The 16,454-nt window shown below is 33.2% G+C and carries 14 protein-coding genes; 7 read left to right on the top strand and 7 right to left on the bottom strand.

Annotated elements, in window-relative coordinates; genetic code table 11:
- Window positions 1–9 precede the first annotated feature (9 nt).
- The 5 genes from hemL to ACFS5J_RS06580 all read right to left on the bottom strand — a co-directional run bounded on the left by hemL (window position 10) and on the right by ACFS5J_RS06580 (window position 6,240).
- Complete coding sequence (gene hemL, locus ACFS5J_RS06560; RefSeq protein WP_379811263.1) at window positions 10–1,299, bottom strand: glutamate-1-semialdehyde 2,1-aminomutase; 1,290 nt, start codon at window positions 1,297–1,299, stop codon at window positions 10–12.
- Window positions 1,299–2,171, bottom strand: a complete 873-nt coding sequence (locus tag ACFS5J_RS06565; protein ID WP_379811265.1) for a glucosaminidase domain-containing protein — start codon at window positions 2,169–2,171, stop codon at window positions 1,299–1,301. Before ACFS5J_RS06565 ends, hemL begins: the two co-directional genes overlap by 1 nt.
- Window positions 2,161–3,057 (bottom strand): 1-aminocyclopropane-1-carboxylate deaminase/D-cysteine desulfhydrase, encoded by an 897-nt coding sequence (locus tag ACFS5J_RS06570; RefSeq protein WP_379811266.1) that lies wholly within the window; start codon window positions 3,055–3,057, stop codon window positions 2,161–2,163. The genes ACFS5J_RS06565 and ACFS5J_RS06570 overlap by 11 nt, the downstream gene beginning before the upstream one ends.
- Window positions 3,058–3,114: 57 nt before the next feature.
- Window positions 3,115–5,046 carry a T9SS sorting signal type C domain-containing protein gene (locus ACFS5J_RS06575; RefSeq protein WP_379811267.1) on the bottom strand — a complete coding sequence of 644 codons (1,932 nt, stop codon included), beginning with the start codon at window positions 5,044–5,046 and terminating at the stop codon, window positions 3,115–3,117.
- Window positions 5,047–5,199: 153 nt separating this feature from the next.
- Window positions 5,200–6,240 carry a hypothetical protein gene (locus ACFS5J_RS06580; protein ID WP_379811268.1) on the bottom strand — a complete coding sequence of 347 codons (1,041 nt, stop codon included), beginning with the start codon at window positions 6,238–6,240 and terminating at the stop codon, window positions 5,200–5,202.
- 181 nt (window positions 6,241–6,421) lie between these two features.
- Between ACFS5J_RS06580 and ACFS5J_RS06585 the strand changes: the two genes are divergently transcribed.
- Genes ACFS5J_RS06585 through ACFS5J_RS06595 form a run of 3 tightly spaced genes read left to right on the top strand, consistent with a single transcriptional unit; the run spans window position 6,422 to window position 10,753 of the window.
- Window positions 6,422–7,678 carry a tail fiber domain-containing protein gene (locus tag ACFS5J_RS06585; RefSeq protein WP_379811270.1) on the top strand — a complete coding sequence of 419 codons (1,257 nt, stop codon included), beginning with the start codon at window positions 6,422–6,424 and terminating at the stop codon, window positions 7,676–7,678.
- 28 nt (window positions 7,679–7,706) lie between these two features.
- Window positions 7,707–9,452, top strand: a complete 1,746-nt coding sequence (locus tag ACFS5J_RS06590; RefSeq protein WP_379811272.1) for a tail fiber domain-containing protein — start codon at window positions 7,707–7,709, stop codon at window positions 9,450–9,452.
- 44 nt (window positions 9,453–9,496) lie between these two features.
- Window positions 9,497–10,753: a tail fiber domain-containing protein gene (locus ACFS5J_RS06595; RefSeq protein WP_379811274.1), complete on the top strand. Its 1,257-nt coding sequence runs from the start codon at window positions 9,497–9,499 to the stop codon at window positions 10,751–10,753.
- Between the two features lie 45 nt (window positions 10,754–10,798).
- Here the strand turns inward: ACFS5J_RS06595 and ACFS5J_RS06600 are convergent, their stop codons facing one another.
- Window positions 10,799–11,125 carry a hypothetical protein gene (locus ACFS5J_RS06600; protein WP_379811275.1) on the bottom strand — a complete coding sequence of 109 codons (327 nt, stop codon included), beginning with the start codon at window positions 11,123–11,125 and terminating at the stop codon, window positions 10,799–10,801.
- A gap of 28 nt (window positions 11,126–11,153) precedes the next feature.
- Between ACFS5J_RS06600 and ACFS5J_RS06605 the strand changes: the two genes are divergently transcribed.
- The 4 genes from ACFS5J_RS06605 to ACFS5J_RS06620 all read left to right on the top strand — a co-directional run bounded on the left by ACFS5J_RS06605 (window position 11,154) and on the right by ACFS5J_RS06620 (window position 15,239).
- Window positions 11,154–11,330, top strand: a complete 177-nt coding sequence (locus ACFS5J_RS06605) for a DUF5522 domain-containing protein (RefSeq protein ID WP_379811276.1) — start codon at window positions 11,154–11,156, stop codon at window positions 11,328–11,330.
- Between the two features lie 190 nt (window positions 11,331–11,520).
- On the top strand, window positions 11,521–13,509 hold the full coding sequence (locus ACFS5J_RS06610) for a urocanate hydratase (RefSeq protein ID WP_379811277.1): 1,989 nt from the start codon (window positions 11,521–11,523) through the stop codon (window positions 13,507–13,509).
- Window positions 13,510–13,595: 86 nt separating this feature from the next.
- Window positions 13,596–14,129, top strand: a complete 534-nt coding sequence (locus ACFS5J_RS06615) for a DUF4136 domain-containing protein (RefSeq protein ID WP_379811279.1) — start codon at window positions 13,596–13,598, stop codon at window positions 14,127–14,129.
- Between the two features lie 66 nt (window positions 14,130–14,195).
- Window positions 14,196–15,239, top strand: a complete 1,044-nt coding sequence (locus ACFS5J_RS06620; RefSeq protein ID WP_379811280.1) for a DUF6340 family protein — start codon at window positions 14,196–14,198, stop codon at window positions 15,237–15,239.
- Between the two features lie 82 nt (window positions 15,240–15,321).
- On the opposite strand, the gene ACFS5J_RS06625 is transcribed toward ACFS5J_RS06620, so the two are convergent.
- The gene (locus ACFS5J_RS06625) at window positions 15,322–16,215 is read right to left on the bottom strand and encodes a hypothetical protein (RefSeq protein WP_379811281.1); all 894 of its coding nucleotides are present in this window, start codon (window positions 16,213–16,215) and stop codon (window positions 15,322–15,324) included.
- Between the last annotated feature and the right edge of the window lie 239 nt (window positions 16,216–16,454).

The following is a 16,454-nucleotide window of genomic DNA, read 5'->3' on the forward strand; positions in this document are numbered from 1 at the left end:
CGGGTTTTTTTATTTCATATTAGCTGTTACTTTATCAATAGCTCTTATCGTTTTATCTAAATCATCATAAGTCAAAGCATCTGTAATAAACCACGTCTCGTAAGCTGAAGGAGCAATATAAACACCTTCATTTAAAAGTCCATGAAAGAATGCTTTAAATTGGTCATTGTCCCCATTTTTAGCAGTTTCAAAATCATATACATGATTTTTATCAAAATGCACTGATATCATAGACCCCACTCTATTAATTGTAAAAGACACATTATTATTTGCAATAACTTCACGGATACCATTTTCTAAATAAAGCGTCTTTTCTTCAAGACGATTAAAAACCTCTTCATCCTCATTTAAACGTTTCAACATCTCATAACCAGCAGCCATAGCCAAAGGATTACCTGAAAGCGTCCCTGCTTGATAAACAGGCCCTAGAGGTGCCAAAAAGTTCATGATTTCTTCACGAGCTGCAAATGCTCCTACCGGCAGCCCTCCTCCAATAACTTTTCCAAAACAAACAATATCTGCTTTGATATCAAACAATTCTTGAGCTCCACCTTTTGAAAGCCTAAACCCTGTCATTACCTCATCAAAAATCAACAAAGCTCCGTTTTCACTACAAACCGTTCTTAAAGCTTGTAAAAAACCTTCTCTTGGCGGTATACAGCCCATATTCCCAGCAACAGGCTCTATTATTACCGCAGCTATCTCATCCTTGTTTGCTTCAAACAATTGTCTTACATTCTCAATATCATTGTAATTTGCCAGCAATGTATCTTGTGCTGTTCCTTGAGTAACACCTGGACTGTTTGGTACTCCAAACGTACTTAATCCACTACCTGCAGCAATTAAAAATGAATCAGAATGCCCATGATAACAACCCGAAAACTTAATAATTTTGTCCTTTCCTGTATACCCTCTTGCCAACCGAATTGCACTCATACAAGCTTCTGTTCCCGAATTTACAAAGCGAATTTTATCAATATTAGGAACCATCGAAACCGCCAATTCAGCAATTTTTGTTTCCAATTCTGTTGGAGTACCAAATGAAGTCCCTTTTTTAGCTCTTTCTATCACTGCATTAACAACAGGGTCAAATGCATGCCCTAAAATCATCGGCCCCCATGAATTAATATAATCGATATACTGATTACCATCTTCATCGTACAAATAAGCACCTTTTGCTTCTTTTATAAAAATAGGAGTTCCCCCTACTCCTTTAAAAGCTCTAACAGGTGAATTAACACCTCCTGGTATAACTTTACTTGCTTCTGCAAATAAAGCACTACTTCTTTTATATTCCATTATTTAATTTTAATCGTTTGACCAATTGACAAATCGTTATTTGTCATATTATTCGCTTTTTTAATATTCTCCACAGTAGTATTGAATCTTTTTGACAAAGAGTACAACGTATCACCTTGTTGAATGGTATACAAATCTTTAGTTCCCGTTTCTTTTACAGCAATTGCGTCATTTGCGAAATTATTGTCTTTTGCTTTTACACTATTTGATTTAGTACCTAAAACCACTTCTTCATCATACATGTGCAATTCGTAACGCTCTATAATTCCAATTAACTTCGCTGGATATTTTGGATCTGTAGCATAACCCGCTTGTTTTAATCCTTTCGCCCATCCTTTATAATCCAATTTATCCAACTGAAACAAACTTGCATACCTGCTCCTTGAAGTCAAAAACAATGAATGATCGCGGTAAGAATCAGCAGGATCGTTATATTTTCGAAAACATTCTTGCGCTGCATCATCATCATGCTTAATACTAGGGCCTGTCCATCCTGTGTGACATTTAATTCCGAAATGATTATTAGCTTCTAAACAAAGTCTTCCCTTTCCTGCACCTGATTCTAAAATTCCTTGAGCCAAAGTTATACTTGCCGGTATTCCATGCTGGCGCATATTATTTTTAGCTACCTCGCTAAAACTGTTAATATAATCAGTTACTGTTGCTGTAGTAGCTGAGACTTTGGATGTCGCAACCAATTCTTCCGATGAATTATTTTCCTCTTTGGCATCTTCTTTCAAAGTTTTTGATACCTCTACAACAGGCTTGGTAGTAACTATTTTAGGTTTAGTAGAACTCGTCCTTACATTTTTCGAACTTCCACAACCTATCGCTATTAAACCAACTAAAACCAACAACCCTTTAACTTTCATATTTTAACTGTATCTTATTTTTATTTTTTAACACTTGATTCATTCCTTTTATACCCTGTAAACCTCCTGTATGAATAGCTACTATTTTTGAATTTGACGGAATTAATCCCCTATTCACCATATCCAAAATACCATACATCATTTTACCAGTATAAATTGGATCCAATGGGATTCCTGTATTTTCATAAAAAGAATTTAAAAATCCTATCAACTCGTCAGTAGTTTTACCATATCCACCAAAATGATATTCTGAAAAAATTTCCCAATTCTTTCTTGTGACAAAATTACAAATTACATCAGACAAAAAACCTCCTTTTAAAGAAGAAAAACCAAGAACTTTTTGATGGTTTGCTGCACTATTAATAATCCCTGATATCGTTCCTCCTGTTCCAACCGCACAACATACAAAGTCAAAAATTTTATCCTCACTATCTAAAATCTCTTCACATCCTTTAATAGCCAAACTATTTGTACCTCCTTCTGGAACTAAATAAAAATCGCCAAATTCCTTTTGCAAATCCACTAAAAAAGATCCTTCTTCTTTTAATCGATATTGTGCTCTAGAAACAAATTTAAACTGCATACCAAACTCCATTGCTTTTAAAAGTGTTGGATTGTCTTCGACCTTATTTTCAAGTTCCTCTCCTCTTATAACTCCAATTGTAGGTAAATTATTTTCTTTACCAGCTGCAGCGAGTGCTAAAATATGATTGGAAAAAGCTCCTCCAAAAGTCAACAATTGCTCTTTTTCCAAACGTAATGCTTCTAAAACATTATATTTCAACTTTCTAAATTTATTTCCCGAAATATAAGGATGCAACAAATCTTCTCTTTTGATATAAAGCTCTATACCATTCGGAAGATTTATATTTACTTTCTGATTCATATACAAAAAAACAAAAAATCCCGCAAATGCGGGATTTTAATATTAAAAAGATAAATCTTATTTATTGTAAACCGAAACTTTCTTGCTTACCGTTAAATTTTCTGACGATTTTAATTTTACAATATAAACACCATCACTTAAGCCATTAGTTGGAATTTCATATTGAGTATCATTTCCCAAATTGATTTTACGAATTACACTTTTACCTGTAACATCGTACAACTCTATACTGGCTAAATCCTTACGCTCTTTATTATTTATCGTCAACAAAGCAGCAGCATTATTTTGATATACTTGAAACAAATTATCTGCTACAAAATCTTCGTTAGAAAGATTTGCTTGTGTTGTAAAAGTAATTTCAAAATCCGTTTTATTGCTACCTGAAGGCAATGTAACATCAAAAGATCCGTTTTTGATATCATAATACACATCATTTACTTTATCATGCACATAAACCGCTTGGTTTTGATCAAAATTAATCACTTCAGCTACTTCAATTTTAAAAGTTGTTTGTGCATTAGCCTTAAAAGCAAATGGAACTACTTTATTCACATCAAAAGGAAATGTTGAAATCACAAATTGATCTGATGTTGTCAACGGAAAATAAACATCTTTTGGTATTGAAGCATCTGGTGTTTTAGCATCCATAGCAATATCAAAACCATCTGTAGTATTAGGATTAAAAGCCATTACAACTTCACGTGTAAATTGATTATTCAAAATAGCTCTCAATCGAATTTGAGGAGTAGGCAACTTTGAATATTGCGTATAATCTACCCCAGCCACATTAGGAATATTACCCCAATTATCTCCGTTTGAATTTGCAGAGCTAGACTGATTATTTACATTCTTTTCAAAGTGTGCTCCTGGATTTAGGGTATCATCTTCCTTAACAAAAACCCTATATTCATTTTTCATCTGCACTTGACCCGTAGTGATACCCGTCACCATGAATCCTTGACCCACCGGCGAGAACATTCTAAGATAAGAATTACCTGTACCAACACCTGCTGTGTTTAAAGCACCACTTCCAGTATAAGTATTATAGGTTGCAGGTGTGTAAGTACCTGGTGAATTTGCATTTGCATTATTTGCTACATACACTCCATAACCACCAACATACCCTGAAACATAATGAGTATTATTATTTTTATCATGTTCCCAAAACTGAGCTTCTCCATCAATCACATTATTCGTCCCTCCTGTTGTATAAGTACCATCCGCATTTATAATATGACCGCTATTTTCGAGTAAAAAACGATTTAAATTTATTGCACTTGGGTAAGGATTCCCTACCAATGTCTGATTGTCAGCTACAACGTTATTTACAATCAAACCATCATTTGGCTTTCCTCTAAAATCATAACGCTGCTTACTTCCAGCATTATTTTGTACTCCTTCAGTTGCATCTGTTACCAAAGCATCAGTTCCAGAAGTACCTTTCATAGAAAAACCAAGTCCTGGTGCTATATTAGAATTACCATTATTCTGGATCCATTGAGAATAAGTACTTGAAGCTACAAAGGTATGCACCCATCTTGAAGCAATAACAAGCTTATTACTTCCATTTAGTGCAACTCCATCATAAAAACCATTAGCAGTATTAATTACAGCAGCCTCACTACTAATTTTATCATTAACTGAAGGCCTATAAAGACGTGTAACCCCAAAATTTTGATTCCCAATAGTTGAGCCTGGAACACCTACAGGTGAACACCAATAGTTGTATTGATAATTGTTAACAGTTCCCTCTTGAAAAACCGACAAATTACCCAAGCCTGTGTTTGCTCCAGCAGTTGTTCTTCCTTGTAATAATTGAGAACCGTTTCTCAAATAAAAATTACCCGAAGCAGCCAAATTAACATCTTGTTTTACATAAACATACTCATCGTTTACAAAAACATAGCTATTAGGACTCACATACATTTGAGCTTTAACAGTAACGTTTAAACAAACACCTAAACATAATGAAAGTAATATTCTCTTCATACGTTAAATATTATTAATTTTCAAACAAAAGTATACGTTTATTTTTTGATACACAAGCAAATAAAATCTTTTTTTAACAATTAAAATAGATTTTGTTACGCTGCAATTAATAAGTCTTTTTTTACTAAAAAAACAACATAACCATGTCTGCGTTTACGATAAATTATATGGGAAATCACTAGAAAAATTATTGTCTTTGAGTTTTAATCGTAATCTGTAAAAATTTGTCCCCACAGTACGAAGGGAAACACTTAACAATGTTGCAATATCTTTGTGTGATAAATCAAAAGGCTGTAAAGCAGCGTATAACTTTTCCGTTTTACTTAAAAAGTCTAACTTCTCTACTTCTACAATAATTTCTTTGAATTCATCAGCGTAAACCTGTTTAAAGTCGTTCCAACTTTTCACGTCTTTAAGACCATTTTTAATATCAAATGAAAAAACTTTAGGTTCAATATTTCTTTCTTCTTCACTAATCTTTTGCCAACTCATTTTTATCTTATTTAACACAAACAACCAATTTGTGTAAACTGCAAGTGCAATCAACAAAATAGCCATTAGCAAATTAGAAATTAGCATAAAATAATACAATCCTTTTGATAATGTTTCACCTTTAGCAGAAAACAACATACCAACAAAAAACAACGAATCTTGTATATAATAAACTATAAATAAAACCGAAAAAACTCTTTTATAAACACCATCAAAAAGTTCCGATGTCTCATTAAAATTGATTCTTTTTAATAAAGACAAAAACAAAACAAATAAGACAACATTATACCCCAATTGTAAAAAAACATTATAATACAATCGAGTATTGCTTGGATAAAAAATCAAATCATTCCCATCTAAGTTAGCAATCAAAAAATGTGTCACTGTAAAAAGTATTCCAGTTAATATTACCCCTAAAAAAACAAGAATTGTTTTACTAAAACTTAATTTCTTTCCAAATAAACCAACTATAACAACGGGCACTAGCAATGTTATGCTTTCATTTAAAACTCCGTATAAATCTAAAAATTTAGAGGTAGTTCCAGAATAATAACTCAAATACAAAAAAGTTCCAGTTGCTGTAAAATACAGAAAGGAAAAAAAAGTCAAATATTTTTCAAATGACTCTTGACGATTACTTCTAATTGCAAAAAGAATAAATCCTATAGCACTCAGAATGAATATTAAATGACTTAAAAACATAGCTGTAGTAGATTTGTTGTAGTCCTATTGTTGTTTTGTAGTAGTAACTTTTTGATTGTTAATTAAATAAAAAAATACATTTATCTCCTCAATTCAAATATTGCTTTTACCGGCTCAAAACTAAATAATAAATTCCAAATATATCATTAGGATTTTAATTACAAACAAACAATTATTATATATGAAAGACAAAATTATAATCAGTTGCATTTTTATTTTATTTTTCAATATTTGCTTTTGTCAAATTGGTATTGGTACTACCACTCCTAATCCTTCTTCTATTTTAGACATCGAATCAACCACCAAGGGTATACTTATTCCAAGATTAACTGAGATAGAAAAAAATTCAATAATGACTCCCGCAAATGGCTTATTAATTTATCAAACTGATGGAACAGCTGGATTTTGGTATTTCAACGGAACTATATGGTCAAACTTTAATGGAGCAACAATCGGTTGGAGTATATTAGGAAACTCAGGAAATACCATAACCGATTATTTAGGAACATCAGATGCTCAAGATTTTACTTTTAAAACAAACAATATCGAAGTTATGCGCATTCAAAATACCTCAGGCAATTTCGGTATAGGAACAAATAATCCTTCTCACAAACTTCATATCACTGGAAACAATCCTGCATTTAAAATGACAAATGGTACACAAAACAATGGCTACATATTGACAAGTGATGCAAATGGAGTTGCGAATTGGAATGACCCTACAGGTGTATATTTTACTGGAACAAGTTATGATTGGAACCCTTCGGGCGCATCTTTAGGTAATCCAATTTCACATTGGGGCAATGTATTAATAGGTAGAAAAGGTAGAAGTTTTTGTCATTTAGCAATTGATAACGGCTCTATTTCAGGTTCAACTTTTGGCATTGGAGAAGATGGACTTATATCTGATGGCAACAATGAGATAATTATAAATCAAAATGTTGTACCAACCATAAATGAAGCTGCCAATGCAGTACTTGGTCAAACAACTACAACTGGAATTTCTAATTTTTGGGATACACTTTATTCTGCAAATGGTATCAATACCACATCTGATAAACGATTGAAAAAAGATATAACACCATTAAATTATGGTCTCAAAGAAGTACTTCTATTAAACCCTGTAAGTTACTACTGGAAAGAAGAAAAATTAAACAGTATCATTATCCCTGACAACCAAAAAGAACTAAAAATAGGATTTATAGCACAAGAAGTACTTCATATAATCCCAGAAATAGTCTTCAATAACTCAAATGATTATTTCAACGAAACGGAAAACGCTTCATTTACTTTAAAAGAAAACAGACCTTTAGGTATTAAATATGAAGAATTAATCCCCGTTCTAATAAAAGCCAAACAAGAACAAGATATTACAATAAATGAATTAATTAATGAAGTTGCCGGTCTAAAATTTCAATTACAATCACTAAAACAATAATCCTCATTCTTGTAAACGTAAAAATTTCATGAAAAAGATCACAACCTTAATCATTCATTTACTTTTCTTCTCTAGCGTTTTCGCTCAAGTTGGTATTGGAACTAATACTCCAGACACAAGCGCATCTTTAGATGTTTCAAGCACAACACAAGGTTTACTAATCCCTAGACTTACAGAAGTTCAAAAAAACAACATAAACACTCCTGCTAATGGTTTATTAATCTATCAAACTGATGGCATTAAAGGAGTTTGGTACTTTAACGGTACTTTTTGGCAACCGCTAGGAGGTAATGGTAACAATTGGTCAATTACAACCAATAGCAACACAAATCCTTACACAAACAAACTCGGCACATTAGACAACAATCCTATCATTTTCAAAACCAACGATAGTGAAGCAGGTCGTATAAGCTCTTCAGGGAATACAGGAATTAATCTCACATCACCGTTAAACACTAAATTAACTGTCAAAAGTAGTTTTACACCTGCATACATTCAAGATTTTGAAAGTTATAATTCTTCCTATAATTTCTCTACAAGTTCCACTCAGACTGTTTATTGGATAGATAATAATGATGCTACTTGTACAAATTCACAGGGATGGAGAATTAGTACCTCAAACCCCCTTGGAGTTTCATGCGCTAACTGTACTAGCAATAGAGCTTTTATTAACTCTACTGTAAGCTGTCTGCAACAAGACGCTACACTTGTCGTTAAACTTGGAACATTTGTAGAAAATCAAGTTCTAATTTCTTTTACATATGGATACAGTTATTTAGAAAGACCCGATAGTTTCACAGTAACACTATATAACGAAACCACTAACAATTTAGTAGAAACTTTGGTAAAAGAATTTGGAGAAGTATATTCAACTTCAATTCCTCAAACTTTTAGCAATTTTTATAAGGAAATAAACATTACTCCTGGCCACCAATATAGTTTACGTTTTCGTTACATAGGTAAAGGTTATTCTAACCAAACAAGTGATGGTGCAATTGTAGACAACATTATTGTTACACCATTTACCCCAGCTTTTCGTTTAGAAGACGGCAATCAAGCAAACGGAAAGGTCCTCATGAGTGATGCGAATGGAAATGGTACATGGACAGATGCATCCGCTTCAACCACAGACGATGATTGGCAATTTAATTCTGGAAATCAAAATACCGATCCTATTTATAGAACAGGTAGTGTCCGAATTGGAAGCTTTGGCACTCCACGCGCACTACTTGATGTATTAAATTATTCGTATTCAACAGGAACAAAAGTAGGAATAGGCTCAAAAGAATTTTTTGTAGATGGAAACAGTGAATTTATGGTGTCGAATTCATTAGTTCCAAGCATCGATAATGCACTAACGCTCGGAACAATTTTAAAAAGATGGAGACAAATAACCACAATAAATGGAGTTATAACTACCTCTGATCGATCTGAAAAAACAAACATCAAATCAATAAAATATGGATTGGAAGATTTAAGAAAACTAAAACCTGTAACCTATTATTGGAAAAAAGAATATACTGATTTTCCAAAACGTCAACTAGGATTCTTAGCACAAGATCTTTTAAAAACAATTCCAGAAGTTGTTCAAAATAAAGCTTGGATAGTTAAAAAGGATAAAATAAAAAGATCTAAAGTGCACAATTTATCTGTTTGTTATAGTGAACTTTTACCCATTACAGTAAAATCCATTCAAGAGCATCAAGTAACACTAACTACTTTGGAAAAAGAAATTGACCAACTGCTACAAACAACTAATACATTAGTGCCTTAACCAAAGTTTAATCTTATTAAAATATTGCTTACAATTTCAAAAAAATGAAACCTATAAAATCATTATACATAATATTTTTTTTGGCACATACATTGGTCTCTATTGCTCAAGTTGGTATCAATACAACTAATCCAGACAACAGTGCTGCCCTAGAAATAAAAAGTAACACTCAAGGCGTTTTAATTCCAAGAATGACTCAAGTGCAACGCGATGCTATAAATACACCTGCAGCAGGTCTTCTAATTTACCAAAATGATGCTAGTGCTGGCTTTTATTATTATAATGGTAACACATGGATTCCTTTTGCGGGAAGTGGTAACGGATGGGAGTTAACGGGAAACAGTGGAACAAACCCTTCAATAAATGCAATTGGAACTTCAGATAACCAAGGATTAAGTATAGTGACTAACAATACCGAAGCCATTCGAATTTCTTCAACAGGATATGTTGGTATGGGTACATCAAGTCCTACAGCTAAACTCCACTTAAACACCAATACCAATCAAACTCTCACTATTTTAGATGGACTTCAAGGTAATGACAAAGTATTGGTATCGGATGAAAACGGTATCGGTGTTTGGAAATCCAAAACACTTGCCAAGACAGAAGACAATGATTGGTTTTTTGACAATGGCTTTAATAATTTACATCCAATATATCATATTGGTAATGTAAAAATTGGCTCTACTAGCCCTTCTACTTACAATTTACACGTTACAAACGGCGCTACAAGTGGTACTAAAGTATATTTAGGTGATAGTGAATATATACTAGATGCGACTAACGACTTCGAATTCAGCCACAGAATAATACCTATATCGGGTTCGACACCTAACTTAGGGTCATCAACAAATAGATGGAATACTACATATGTCGGAAGTGGTGGTTTCATAAGCACATCTGATGCCCGACTTAAAACGAATATCACAACATTGAATATTGGACTTAAAGAAATTTTACATTTAAATCCTGTTAGTTTTCATTGGAAAAATGAAAAATTTAGGAATCATGAAGTCCCACAAAATCAAAAAGAATTAAAATTAGGTTTTATAGCACAAGAAATCCAAACTGTACTTCCAGAAATCGTCAAAACTAGAGAATGGAAAGAGTATGAAGAAACGCCAGGTGCATTAGTACAAGAAGAAATGCCTGTAATAGGGGTAAATTATAATGAAATGATCCCTGTTTTAGTTAAAGCAATTCAAGAACAAAACAATCAAATAAATACCTTAAAAGAAAAAATAAATCATCTAAAATCAAGAATAAATTTATTAAAAAAGCAATCAATGGAGACAAAGTAAAAGTTTATGTTAAGTTAGTTTTGTTAAATTTGGTTGAAGGAGCTTTCAAATGTATTTTGAAAAACTCCATAAAGGCCTCTGCTTTAAGTAGCCGAGGTCTTTTTCATTGACATACGCTTCTTTTTCAAACGAAATATTACGATAGGCTACATTTCTATCGTTAAACTGTAATAATCGAATTAAAAACTCAATACCATACCAAATAAAAAAAGGCAGAATCAACATTTCCAATTGCTGACGAATATGAATCTTTTCATGATTGAGCAAAACTTCATTGAAACGATCCTTATTTTGAAATAAAATTACAAATGGAAACAAGGTGATTCCTTTAAAACCTTTTGGAACGAAATATTTTAAAACTAATACTATCATTATCTACAAAGTTGCTAAATTTGTGGCTATGAATAAACAGTTAGATCCAAATAATTTAAAAGAAGGAGAAGATTTCTATTATACTCCAGAAGGATACAAGTGTTTCACAGCCGCATATCATTTAAAAAGAGGCTATTGCTGTAAGAGTGGATGCCGACACTGTCCTTATGGATTTGATAAAAAAACAGGAACAATAAAAAAATAAATGGACATACTATTATTTCAATATCGTATTAAAATATACAAGTCCTACCACAGGTCTGATATTCGTTATCCCTAGTTTTTTTTGTTTAGGGTGTGCCCTTCATTTCATTACGGTTGGGCTGTACGCGCTACATAGTAGCTCGCTCCCATCCCTCACAAAAAACAAAAATTGAATAACAAAAAACAAGAAAATGACATTTCAAGAACAAATATTAGAAGGAATCCCAGCTCATTTACCAGCTGTAAAACCTTATGAAACCCATATCAATCACGCACCAAAAAGAAAAGAGATTTTAACGGACGAAGAAAAAAAGTTAGCACTTAAAAATGCGTTGCGCTATTTTGAAGCAAAACATCATGCAACACTTCTTCCAGAATTTAAAGAAGAATTAGAAAAATACGGCCGTATTTACATGTACCGTTTTCGTCCAGATTATGAAATGAAAGCACGTGCTATTTCTGAGTATCCTGGAAAAAGTGAGCAAGCAAAAGCAATTATGCTCATGATTCAAAACAATTTGGATTATGCCGTAGCACAACACCCGCATGAATTAATTACTTATGGTGGTAATGGAGCTGTTTTCCAAAACTGGGCGCAATACCGTTTAACCATGAAATATTTGGCTGAAATGACTAACGAACAAACATTAGTTATGTATTCTGGCCATCCAATGGGGTTATATCCTTCTCATGAAAATGCTCCTAGAGTAGTTGTTACAAATGGAATGATGATTCCTAATTACTCAAAACCTGACGATTGGGAAAAATTCAATGCTTTAGGCGTAACCCAATACGGACAAATGACAGCTGGTAGTTATATGTACATTGGTCCACAAGGAATTGTTCACGGGACAACCATTACCGTTTTAAACGGATTTAGAAAAATCAAGAAAAACCCTTGCGGAGGTTTATTTGTAACTTCTGGTCTAGGTGGTATGAGTGGTGCTCAGCCAAAAGCAGGAACTATTGCTGGTTGTGTTACCGTTTGTGCAGAAGTCAACCCAAAAATCACAAAGATTCGCCACGAACAAGGTTGGATTCATGAAGTTGTAGAAGATATTAATTTACTAGTATCTCGTGTTCGCAAAGCACTAGAGAACAAAGAAGTAGTTTCAATTGCTTATTTAGGAAATGTAGTAGATGTATGGGAACAATTTGACAAAGAAGGTTTGCATATCGATTTAGGATCAGATCAAACTTCATTACACAACCCTTGGGCTGGTGGCTACTACCCTACCGATTTTAGCTTCGAGGAATCCAATGAAATGATGGCAAACAATCCAGAGCAATTCAAAATTGAAGTACAAAAAACATTACGCCGTCATGCTGCAGCAATCAACAAGCACACTGCAAAAGGTACTTATTTCTTTGATTACGGAAATGCTTTCTTATTAGAAGCTTCTCGTGCAGGCGCAGATGTAATGGCAGAAAACCCAACATTAGGCAGAGAATTCAAATATCCAAGTTACGTACAAGATATTATGGGACCGATGTGTTTTGATTACGGATTCGGACCATTCCGTTGGGTTTGTGCGTCAAACAGCCCAGAAGATTTACAAAAAACAGATGATATTGCTTGTGCGGTATTGGAAGAAATGATGAAAAATTCTCCAGAAGAAATCCAACAACAAATGGCGGATAACATTCAATGGATAAAAGGTGCACAAGAGAACAAACTTGTTGTAGGTTCTCAAGCCCGTATACTATATGCAGATGCAGAAGGTCGTATTAAAATTGCAGAAGCTTTTAATCAAGCTATTGCAAAAGGAGAAATTGGACCAGTTGTTTTAGGTCGTGACCATCATGATGTCTCAGGTACAGACTCACCTTACAGAGAGACTTCAAACATCTACGACGGTTCTCGCTTTACAGCTGATATGGCAATTCATAATGTAATTGGTGACAGTTTCCGAGGTGCCACTTGGGTCTCTATTCACAACGGCGGCGGCGTTGGATGGGGAGAAGTTATCAACGGTGGATTTGGTATGGTTCTTGATGGATCTAAAGAAGCTTCTAAACGATTGGAAATGATGTTATTCTGGGATGTAAACAACGGAATTTCTAGAAGAAGCTGGGCACGTAATGAAGGTGCAATTTTTGCCATAAAGAGAGCAATGGAAACGCAACCTTTATTGAAAGTCACCATCCCTAATATAGTAGAAGATAGTCTGTTAGATTAACATTTTTTTAATTATCAGCAATTCTTTTACTCCATATTTTTTTACTAATTTAATGGTTGAATTGCTGATAATTAAAAATGTATACTATGAAATCTATAAAGCTCATACCCATTTTACTACTTTTTGTGTTAGCTTCATGTAGCTCCGTTCGCGTTAATGCAGATTATGATAAAAAAGCAAACTTTGATACCTATCATACCTTTGCCTATTTAAAAGGCAGTATTGATAAAGTTGAAATTTCAGATTTAGACAAAAAGAGAATTCTTTATGCTATAGATGAAGTAATGCAAACAAAAGGATTTTCAAAATCAGATACTCCTGATGTTCTGATTAGTTTTTTTACACAAGAATCGGAACGTGTAGATGTTTACAATAACGCCAATTTTGGTTGGGGAATGGGATGGGGAAACCCATATTGGGGATTCGGATACAATTACAATAGTGTTTACACTACCCCAGAAGGCGTATTATTCATAGACATTATCGATGCAAAGACAAAAGAACTAGTTTGGCAAGGGCAAGGTAGCGGCTACCTAACCACAGATGTTTCCAAAAAAGATCAACGAATAATGGAGTTTGTTTCCAAAATACTTGAGCAATATCCTCCTACATTAAAGTAAATTATTTTTTTATACATTTAAACCGTAGTAACTATTTGCTACGGTTTTTTTTTATAATACATACACATGAAACGAATCCCTTATCTATCATTATCTATCCTAACTTTACTCCTAGGCTCTTGTAGTGCTACTAGTACTTTAACTTTAAGTGTTCCACAACCTTCAAATGTATACCTTTCCAAAGAAGTTAAGAACATTGGAATTGTTAACCGAAGTGTTCCAAGTATCAAATACAACTCGCTAGATGTCATTGATAAAATTTTAACCGCTGAAGAAAAAAATTTAGATAAAAATGGCGCCATCGAAACACTTATAGGACTACGAGAAACCTTAGCAAAAAACGAACGCTTTTCAAATGTGGTTATACTAGACACACTTATTTTTAAAGATAGCGGCATTGATATTTTCTCGCCAGAATTAAGCCAAAACGACATTGAAAAAATATGCACTAAAAATAATTTAGACGCTATTTACGAACTATCCTTCTACGATACTGATGCAACCGTATCGTACAAAACAACAAATGGTACACTACCCAATAGCTTCGGGGTAAAAGTACCAACATTAGTACATAATATCAGTATCAACACACTAATTAAATCAGGATGGAGAATTTATGACAATGTTTCCAAGCAGCTTTCCGACCAATACAACACCAATAAAAAGTTCGTAGTATCAGGAAGCGGAATCAACCCTGTCAAAGCCTTTGAAACCATTAAAAACAGGAAGGATGAAGTGTTTCGTATGAGTAAAGAAATTGGTCAAAATTATGCACTTGAAATCATTCCATATACTACTAGAGAAAGTCGACTGTATTTTGTAAAAGGAAATTCTAATTTTGAAAAAGCACAAAGAAGAGCCCAAACAGGAAATTGGGATGGCGCTGGAGAACTATGGCAAATAGAAACCAACAACTCAGATGACAAACTAAAAGGCAGAGCGTATTACAATATGGCTATCATAAGTGAAATAAACGGTGATTTAAATAAAGCATTAGATTGGGCGTCAAAATCCTATGCAGACTACGGTATTAAAGAAGCGTTACAATACAGCAAAATATTAAAATATAGAATACAAAAAAACCAACAGATTGAAGCGGAAAAACTATAAAATAAATTTATTTAATATTATAACTAGTCCAATAAAAAAGCCACCTAAAAGGTGGCTTTTATCAAAATAGTATTGTGTAAAATTATCTTCTTGAAGCAATAAAAGATTTAACCTTTTGAGTAACTTCAGCTCTAGACACTTTATTATGCGCAGCAAAAACAGCAGCTGCATCAGCAGATTTATTAGACTCATCAAAAACTCCTAATAAAGTTCCGTCAAAATCTAAAGATAAAGCATTTGAACCAATCATCACACCTGTTAAAGTGTAAGCAATTGTAGTATCGTTAGCTGGATCAAGATTTGCAGCTAAAACTAAGTTACCAGCAGCAGTTTGCGCAGTCACATCAACGTCAGCTCCGTTTAATTTCATTTCATAAATATCTAAATAAATTACATTAGATGTAGTTGGTAAAGCAACTGTACCATCAGAATTTAATGGAGTAAGAAACTCAATATCTAAATAATGAGCAGTAGTACCTAAATCTGATGCTTGAGTTCCAACAAATGCAATATTTGACCACAAAGCATGTGTTGCAGTAGTTGCATTAGGATCTGCATTGTAACCTCCCCAAAAAACAACAGCTGTATTATTAACAGCATACTCAGAACCATTGTAAATGATATTGTTAAGTGCTGCAGTAGCAGCCGTAACTGTAACTGTAACATCATTACTTACTAAAGTTCCATTAGTTGCATGTATAACATATGTCCCTTCAGCTGAAGGAGTAAACACATTACTAGCAATAGCAGCATCATTCACATAATAAGTAGAAGTTGCAGTAACATTTGCACCTAAATCATTAGCAACAGAAAGTGTAAAAGAACCAGCACCTAATTCTAAAGTAGTAGCATTTGCCGATAAAGTAATCGCTGTCGCAACAGGATCTGGAGTTGGAGTAGATGAAGAATCATCATCACTACATGAAGTCATAAACGCACTTCCAGCAACAGCAAGAAATAAAAAGATTTTTTTCATAATATTAATTTAATTTTGATTTAATATTACAAATATATAGTCCTCTTGAATTAGATCTACAATTTTAACTATTTTTATTTAAAAAACATTTTATATGTTAATTACAGCAATATTATTTATATATATTCTATATAAATTAATAATAAATAAATTTTAATGTTAAAAAAATAAAAAAAAACAAACCAATTAACTAAAACTAAGTAACAAGCTTTAATATTTCAAACAAAAAACCAATCAAA

Origin of the sequence: Flavobacterium chuncheonense (genome assembly GCF_042686145.1) — a bacterium.
GTDB lineage: Bacteria > Bacteroidota > Bacteroidia > Flavobacteriales > Flavobacteriaceae > Flavobacterium > Flavobacterium chuncheonense.